Raw genomic sequence first — 7,745 nt, forward strand, 5'->3', positions numbered from 1 at the left:
GATATTCGGGTGGCGGAGAAAAACGGAAAGTTTGGCTTCCTTCGTCAGGCGGTCGACGAACTCCCGCTTCGACGCGTAAGCGGGCAGGAGCCGTTTGATCGCCACGAATTTCGGTTGATCGGGGCGAGGGTCGTCAAACCGCACGGACAAGAACAGTTCGGCCATCCCTCCGTTCCCAATGCTGTCGATTAGGAAAAAGTCACCAAATTTCCGAGGCTCGAAGCTCTGTGAATTCCTTGACACAATAGCGACCGACCTATACTAACGCCTCAAATTTAAAGGAAAAAATGATTTCCAGTTACCTCCCGATTTTGTTGTCGCTGGTTCTGGCCATCTTGTTTCCCCTCGGCCTGCTTTTCATCACCAGCATTCTCGGTCCGCACGTAGACGTTCGGGCCAAAATGGAGCCGTACGAGTGCGGAGTTCCTGCCAAAGGTTCGGCGCATATCAAGATTCCCGTGAAATATTACCGCCTTGCCATCCTATTTGTCCTCTTTGACGTAGAAGCGGCTTTCTTGTTTCCGTGGGCGATCCTGTTTCGTCCGCAGGCTTCGTACTGGGGAGTCCCGTTCCTGGTGGCCGAGGCATTTCTCTTTTTGGCTATTCTTTTGGTCGGCTACCTCTACGCTTGGCGGCAAGGGGGGCTCGAATGGGATTAGAAAGCTTTTCCGTGACGCCGGAGCGGCAAAAGCGAATTTCGGAATTTATGGGCTCAAAAATCTCGTCGAGTGGCGAAATTCGAGGTGATTTTTGGATTCAGATCATGGGGGACGAGCTAAGAGCTCTTATCGAGTTTTTGCGCTCCGATCCCGAATTGCTCTTCGATTCTTTTGTCGACCTTTGCGGCGTCGATTACATGGCCCGGAAGCCTCGCTTCGAGGTCGTCGTTCACCTTTTTTCTCAACCCCATCAACACCAAATTCGAATTCGCGTCGGCGTGCCGGATGCGACTTTGACCGTCCCGTCCCTGACGCCTTATTGGCGCGGCGCCAATTGGCAGGAACGAGAAGCGTACGACATGTACGGCATCCTTTTCGAAGGCCATCCCAAGTTGGAACGGATCTTGAGCGCGCCCGATGTCACGCTCTTCCCCCAGCGGAAGGATTATCCGTTGAAAGGGGATCGGGAAACTCCCGAGGATCTGTGAGCGTGCGTTTTTCCAGCTCGGCCGAAGAAAAATTCGCCGATATTGTATCGCGCTATCCCAAATCGGACGCGGCGCTGTTGCCGGTCTTGTGGCTGGCGCAGGAAGAATTCGACGTCCTCACACCGGAAGTGCGGGCGTATGTGGCTCGGAAGCTCCATCTTTCCGCGGCGCGTGTGGAAAGTGTGGTCTCGTTTTACACGCTCTATAAAACGAAGCCGATGGGCAAACATCACATTCAGATATGCCGGAACCTTTCGTGCAGCCTTCGGGGCTGTGATCGTCTCATGGGCTGGGTGGTGAAAAATCTGGGAATCAAGCCGAGCGAAACAACGCCGGACTGGGAATATTCTTATTCGACGGTCGAATGCCTCGCGGCCTGCGGGGGCGCCCCCGCGATTCAAATCGACGGCGACTATTTTGAAAACGTCACGGAACAAAGGCTTGAGGAGCTGATCGGACGGCTGAAGGACAATGGAAAAAATCGTTAGCAAGAACTTCGACCGGCCGGAATGCTTCAAGCTCTCCGTTTACGAAGGAGCGGGAGGGTACGAGGGTCTGCGAAAGGCGCTAAAGATGAAGCCGGCCGAGGTAACCGAATTGGTGAAAGCTTCCGGGCTTCGGGGACGCGGGGGAGCCGGTTTTTCCGCCGGCATGAAATGGGGATTTATACCGGAGAACTCCGGAAAGCCGACCTACCTTTGTGTGAATGCCGATGAAGGGGAACCGGGAACGTTTAAGGACCGTGAAATCCTATTGCGCGACCCGCATCTTCTGATCGAAGGGATCGTCATAGCCGCTTACGCCATCGAATGCCACACGGCGTATGTCTATGTGCGCGGAGAGTTTATTAAAGAATCGAAACGTCTGCAGAGCGCTCTAAACGAGGCGCGAGCGAAAAAATACTTCGGCAAGAATATTTTGGGTTCCGGCTATGACCTGGAGATCCACGTTCATATGGGAGCCGGGGCCTATATCTGCGGCGAGGAGACGGCGTTAATTGAGTCGATCGAAGGCAAGCGCGGATTGCCGAGACTAAAGCCCCCTTTCCCGGCGGTGGAGGGTCTGTTCCGCTGTCCCACCATCGTGAATAACGTCGAAACCCTCGCCAATCTTCCGGATATTTTGCTCAAGGGGGTCCAGTGGTACCGGCAGTGGGGGACCGAGAAGGCGCCCGGGATGCGTCTGTTCGCGGTGAGTGGCCATGTTCAAAAACCGGGCGTGTACGAACTCCCGATCAACGTCCCGTTGATGAAATTGATCACGCAACACGCCGGGGGCCTTCGACCCGGCCGGCGGTTGAAAGCGGTGATTCCCGGCGGTGCCTCGTCGGCGGTTCTTCGCGCGGATGAGTGCGACGTGACGATGGATTTCGAATCGCTGGCCGGAAAAGGGACGATGGCGGGATCGGGCGCCGTTATTGTGATGGACGATACGACCTGCATGGTGAAGGCGCTGCGCGTGCTGGCCCAGTTCTTCGCCCACGAATCGTGCGGGCAGTGCACGCCATGCCGGGAAGGGACCAGCTGGGCGGCGGACATCATCCGTCGCCTGGAGACGGGGGAGGGTACGCGAAAAGATCTCGATCTCCTTTACGACATTTGCGACAACATGAAGGGGAAGACGATCTGCGTCTTTTCGGATGCGGCGGCAGCGCCGATCGAGAGCATTGTGAAGAAATTCCGCGAGGAATTCGATCAACACTTGGCCGACAAGCGTTGCCGTCTGGCGGTGGCCTCGTGATTTTGTTCGATCCGGGACTCATCGGCTCGGCTCTGCGTCTCGTAGTTTCCTTCGGGGTGGTATTCGGCGTGTTCGTGTACATCATGGTCTGGTCGGAGAGGCGGGTAAGCGCTTGGATGCAGGATCGCGTGGGCCCCAACCGAGTCGGCCCGTTTGGTCTGCTTCAAAGCATGGCGGATGGGATCAAATTCATTTTCAAGGAGGAGGTGCGTCCGGCTAAAGCCCATCGAATTCTCTATTTATTGGCGCCCTGTCTCGCGGTTTTTCCAGCGGTTTTGGCCTTTGCCGTCGTGCCGTTCGGTGCGCGGAGGATTGACGGGGTGATCGTCCCGCTGCAAGTTGCCGACATCGACGTCGGTATTTTGTTCGCCGTCTCCGTGGCGTCGCTCGGTGTGTTCAGCATTTTGCTGGCGGGGTGGGCTTCGAACAGCAAGTACCCTCTCCTCGGCGGGCTTCGGGCGGCGGCCCAATTCATTAGTTACGAAATTCCGCTCGGGCTTTCGATCGTTTCCGTACTGTTGCTCGCCGGCTCGGCACGCTTGGGGGATATCGTCGCCATGCAGAGCGACAGCTGGTTCATTTTTTTGACTCCGCTCGGATTCTTGCTCTTCGTCGCTTCGATTTTTGCCGAAACGAACCGATTGCCGTTCGATCTGGCCGAAGGCGAAGCGGAGATTATCGGCTACCACGCGGAATATTCCAGTATGAAATTCGCCATGTTCTTCATGTCCGAATACGCGAACATGGTCACGGTTTCATGCCTTGTGGTGCTTTTGTTCCTCGGCGGCTGGGAACTCCTGCCGATGTTCGGTTGGGAGAAACTGGGTGCGGCGATCGGCAAGGATATTTATGGGGATCCGATTCTTTGGATTCTCCCGACGCTCTGGTTCATCGCCAAGGTGACGGCGTTTCTGTTCTTTTTTATTTGGGTTCGCTGGACGATCCCCCGCTTCCGCTATGACCAGCTGATGGCCCTTGGATGGAAACGGTTGATTCCTCTTGGATTGGTCAATCTCTTGGTGACGGTGGGTGTCGCCGTGGGAGTCAGCGGCAGATGACCGCGGGGCTCTTCTATCTGTTCGGTGGCGCCGCGGTCCTTTTTTCGCTGCTCGTCATACTTCTTCGCAATCCCGTAACGAGCGCTCTTTCTTTGGTGGCTAGTTTTTTTGCGGTTTCGGCGATTTTCGTCCTGCTTGGTGCGCCCTTCCTGGGAGTGATTCAGGTCCTCGTGTACGCGGGAGCTGTTTTAGTGCTCTTTCTCTACGTCGTCATGCTCCTGAATGTGCGAATCGAACGGCGACAGGTGGCCAAGCAACGGCTGATCAGTCTGGGGAGCCTTTTGCTTCTTGCCTTGATTCTGGCCGCACTTTTTAAAGTCGTCTCGTTTCCGTCGATTGCGCCGGTCGCCGTCAAAGAATCGTTCGGCTCCATGGCTTCCGTCGGCGAGCTGCTGCTCGGACCGTACGCACTGGTGTTTGAATTGGTGTCGTTGGTGCTTTTGGCGGCGATGATCGGGGCCGTCATCCTTTCGACGATGCGGAAAGAGGAGGAGCGTTCGTGATTGTCCCTCTGTCCCATGTCTTGGCGCTGAGTTTCGTTTTGTTGGCCGTTGGTTCGATCGGGATTCTCACGCGAAGGGATGCGATCACGGTTTTTCTTTCGGTGGAAATTATTCTCAACGCCGCGAATGTGGCGTTTATCGGTTTTTCGAGAGCTTTGGGCGACGAGTTCGGGCACGTAGCCGCTTTCATCGTGATCGCCATCGCGGCTGCGGAGGCGGCGGTCGGTTTGGCGATCATCATCGGCGTGGGACGTGTGCATGAATCGCTCCTGCTGGATGAAATCAGGGACCTTCAGAGGTAACAATGCCGAGCACGGTTTTTTGGCTGATTGCGTTTCCCTTTCTCGGAAGTCTGATCCTGGGAATTCTCGTTCTTCTCCGCGTTCGTCTGTCTCCGGCGGTAGCCGGGATCATTGCGTGCGGCGCTTCGGGGCTCTCCTTTACCCGCGCTTTTTCACTCGCTATGGATACGCTGGCCGAATCGCCGCTGCCCGACATCGTGCTTCACCTTGGCTCGTGGATCGAAGTCACCGGCCTTGCCGTCCCGATGTCATTTCGGGTCGATGCTCTGTCGGCGGTCATGGCGCTTGTGGTCACCGGAGTAGGCTTTCTGATCCACGTCTATTCCGTCGGATACATGGCGCATGACGAAGGGATCGGGCGATTTTTCGCATATCTGAATCTCTTTTGCGGATTCATGTTGGTTCTGGTTACGGCCACTTCGCTGCCGCTTCTTTTTGTCGGTTGGGAGGGGGTCGGTCTTTGCAGCTACCTTCTGATCGGTTTCTGGTTTTCGGAACGGAAAAATACGGCCGCCGGGACCAAGGCCTTTGTCGTCAATCGAATCGGCGACGCCGGATTCTTGCTCGGGATTTTTCTCGCCTACCACATGTTCGCCACGTTGGACATCGCAGCTATCCAGCATCATGGATCGCTGGGCGAATTCAAAGAAACGATGCACCTGGAACTCCTGGCGCTCCTTCTGTTTATCGGATGCGTGGGAAAATCGGCGCAATTCCCGCTCTACATTTGGCTTCCGGATGCGATGGCCGGCCCCACGCCGGTTTCGGCGTTGATTCACGCCGCCACGATGGTAACGGCCGGAGTCTACCTGCTGGCGCGAATGTCTTTCCTTTACGCGCTCGCACCGGTGGCGAGCGAGGTTGTGGCTGTGACCGGAGCTTTTACGGCGCTGATCGCGGCGACGATGGCTTGGGCGCAGACGGACATCAAAAAGGTGCTGGCGTTTTCAACCGTCAGCCAGCTTGGATTTATGGTCCTGGCGATGGGTGTGGGAAGCACCGGCGCCGGGATTTTTCATCTGGTGACGCACGCGTTTTTCAAGGCGCTCCTCTTTTTGGCCGCGGGGTCGGTCATCCACGCCCTGCACGGAGAACAGGACATCCGGCAGATGGGCGGGTTGAAGACGTATCTAATCAGTACGGCGATCGTCTTTGCCGTCGGTTTTCTGGCCATAGCGGGATTCCCGGGATTTTCGGGCTGGTTCAGCAAAGACGAAATTCTCGTCGGCGTGCTCGCCACGGGGCACCTGACTCTGTTTTGGATGGCCTTGGCCGCGGCCGTCCTGACGGTCATTTATATGACCCGCCTTTTTTGCCTGGTCTTCCTGGGAATTCCGAAGATTCCGACGCAAAATCTTCGGACGATTCACGAGTCCCCCCGAAGCATGACGTTGCCGATGTATCTGCTGGCGTTCTTGTCGATTTTCGGGGGCACCGGCCTATTCCCGTTTCATCGCATTACGCTCCGGCTCTTTCCGGTGGCCGGCGAAGCCCCGTTGCCGTTCGATCTCACGGAAGGAAAATTCGCGTTTTACGTGACCCTCTTGGTCTTGGCCGTTTTGGTTCTTGTCTTCAAAACTTACGTGTCGTGGGACGCCAAGCTCGAGCGTCACCGGATACGCGTCGAACGACTGGCCGAATTCACGGAACGCCAATATCGCTTCGACGACCTGGCGTCCTTCGTGGGATCCGCGTTGTCGCGGAGACTTGCCGCCGTGGCCCGCTTGGTCGATTACAGCGTCGTGGATGATTTTTTCTACCGCTTCGCCCGCTACGTCCGGGGTTTGGGGGGCGCCGTGGCTCGTTTACAAAACGGTTACGTTCAGGTCTATGCGCTCGGGATGGGCCTCGGATGTGTTCTGTTGATCTATCTCTTGTTCCGGGGTGGCGCGTGATCTTCAATCCGTTGACCGAATTGGTGTTCTTGCCGACCGCCGGCGCCATGTTGTTGGTCTTGTTCCCCCGCCGATTCGATCGGGCGTTTCATTTTATCGGTGTCCTCATCATGGCGCTTACGCTCGGCCTGTCGCTTCGGCTGGCGGGGGAATTCGTCCTTGGAACCGCGGAGCTTCAATTCATTCAAATCGTTCCATGGATTGCTTCTTATGGAATCGCTTACTTTGTCGGAATGGACGGGATCAGTCTGATCCTGATCCTCTTGACCACTTTCCTTTCCTTGCTGGCGCTCTTTTCAAGTTTGAACAGCGTCACCGAACGGAGAAAAGAATTCGTGATCTCCATGCTTCTCTTGGAAACGGCGATGATCGGCACGTTCGCCGCCCAGGATCTGTTTCTCTTTTATGTCTTTTGGGAAGCGATGCTGATCCCCATGTACATTCTGATCGGCGTCTTCGGCGGTCCCCGCCGGATTTACGCCACGCTGAAATTTTTCTTGTTCACAATGGGAGGGTCGGTGTTGATGCTGGTGGGCATCTTGCTCCTCTATGTGATGCATGAACGGCAGTTCGGATTTTACAGCACGGCGCTTCCCGATCTCCTTCGAATTTCGATGCGATCGGGGTTGCAGGTCTGGCTGTTTGGAGCGTTTGCTTTGGCGTTCGCCATCAAGATTCCGCTTTTCCCTTTTCATACTTGGCTTCCCGACGCACACGTGGAAGCCCCGACCGCCGGAAGCGTTGTTCTCGCGGGAATTCTTCTTAAAATGGGAGGTTACGGCCTCCTTCGTCTGGCGCTGCCGCTCTTTCCGTTCGGCGCGGAAACCTTTGCACCTGTTCTCGGCGGCGTGGCCGTCATCGGGATTATATACGGCGCCTATGTCGCGATGGGACAGGAAGATATCAAGAAATTGATCGCCTATTCGAGCGTCAGCCATATGGGATTCGTCGTCTTGGGTATTGCATCGCTTACACCCGTGGGTCTGAACGGCGCGATGTTTCAGATGGTGGCCCATGGAATTTCCACGGGAACGCTCTTCCTTTTGGTCGGTATGATGTACGAACGGAGGCATACGCTTATGATCGCGGATTACGGCGGG

9 protein-coding genes are annotated in these 7,745 nt (G+C 56.0%); all 9 read left to right on the forward strand.

The features are described 5' to 3' along the window. Positions 1-287: 287 nt before the first annotated feature. Positions 288-659, forward strand: a complete 372-nt coding sequence (gene ndhC, locus VI895_05325) for an NADH-quinone oxidoreductase subunit A (GenBank protein ID HLG19221.1) — start codon at positions 288-290, stop codon at positions 657-659. Continuing rightward, positions 650-1,147, forward strand: a complete 498-nt coding sequence (locus tag VI895_05330) for an NADH-quinone oxidoreductase subunit C (protein HLG19222.1) — start codon at positions 650-652, stop codon at positions 1,145-1,147. The genes ndhC and VI895_05330 overlap by 10 nt, the downstream gene beginning before the upstream one ends. A gap of 2 nt (positions 1,148-1,149) precedes the next feature. Further along, positions 1,150-1,635, forward strand: coding sequence for an NAD(P)H-dependent oxidoreductase subunit E (locus VI895_05335; GenBank protein HLG19223.1), 486 nt, complete (start codon positions 1,150-1,152; stop codon positions 1,633-1,635). Beyond that, entirely contained in the window at positions 1,619-2,887 is a 1,269-nt protein-coding gene (nuoF, locus tag VI895_05340; protein HLG19224.1) for an NADH-quinone oxidoreductase subunit NuoF, read from the forward strand. The genes VI895_05335 and nuoF overlap by 17 nt, the downstream gene beginning before the upstream one ends. Then, a complete protein-coding gene (gene nuoH / locus VI895_05345) occupies positions 2,884-3,945 on the forward strand; it encodes an NADH-quinone oxidoreductase subunit NuoH (GenBank protein HLG19225.1) in 1,062 nt (353 codons plus the stop codon). Before nuoF ends, nuoH begins: the two co-directional genes overlap by 4 nt. Then, on the forward strand, positions 3,942-4,448 hold the full coding sequence (locus tag VI895_05350) for an NADH-quinone oxidoreductase subunit J (GenBank protein HLG19226.1): 507 nt from the start codon (positions 3,942-3,944) through the stop codon (positions 4,446-4,448). The genes nuoH and VI895_05350 overlap by 4 nt, the downstream gene beginning before the upstream one ends. Then, entirely contained in the window at positions 4,448-4,750 is a 303-nt protein-coding gene (gene nuoK / locus VI895_05355; GenBank protein HLG19227.1) for an NADH-quinone oxidoreductase subunit NuoK, read from the forward strand. The genes VI895_05350 and nuoK overlap by 1 nt, the downstream gene beginning before the upstream one ends. A gap of 2 nt (positions 4,751-4,752) precedes the next feature. Next, positions 4,753-6,645 (forward strand): NADH-quinone oxidoreductase subunit L, encoded by a 1,893-nt coding sequence (gene nuoL, locus VI895_05360; protein ID HLG19228.1) that lies wholly within the window; start codon positions 4,753-4,755, stop codon positions 6,643-6,645. Beyond that, positions 6,642-7,745, forward strand: a 1,104-nt coding sequence (locus VI895_05365) for an NADH-quinone oxidoreductase subunit M (GenBank protein HLG19229.1), incomplete at its 3' end; no start/stop codon positions are given. The genes nuoL and VI895_05365, both read left to right, overlap by 4 nt.

It is taken from the genome of Bdellovibrionota bacterium (genome assembly GCA_035292885.1).
Classification (GTDB): Bacteria; Bdellovibrionota_G; JALEGL01; order JALEGL01; family DATDPG01; genus DATDPG01.

Coding starts and splice junctions, on each gene's coding strand:
- ndhC (HLG19221.1), top strand. CDS start 288: ATGATTTCCAGTTACCTCCCGATTTTGTTGTCGCTGGTTCTGGCCATC.
- VI895_05330 (HLG19222.1), top strand. CDS start 650: ATGGGATTAGAAAGCTTTTCCGTGACGCCGGAGCGGCAAAAGCGAATT.
- VI895_05350 (HLG19226.1), top strand. CDS start 3,942: ATGACCGCGGGGCTCTTCTATCTGTTCGGTGGCGCCGCGGTCCTTTTT.
- nuoL (HLG19228.1), top strand. CDS start 4,753: ATGCCGAGCACGGTTTTTTGGCTGATTGCGTTTCCCTTTCTCGGAAGT.
- nuoF (HLG19224.1), top strand. CDS start 1,619: ATGGAAAAAATCGTTAGCAAGAACTTCGACCGGCCGGAATGCTTCAAG.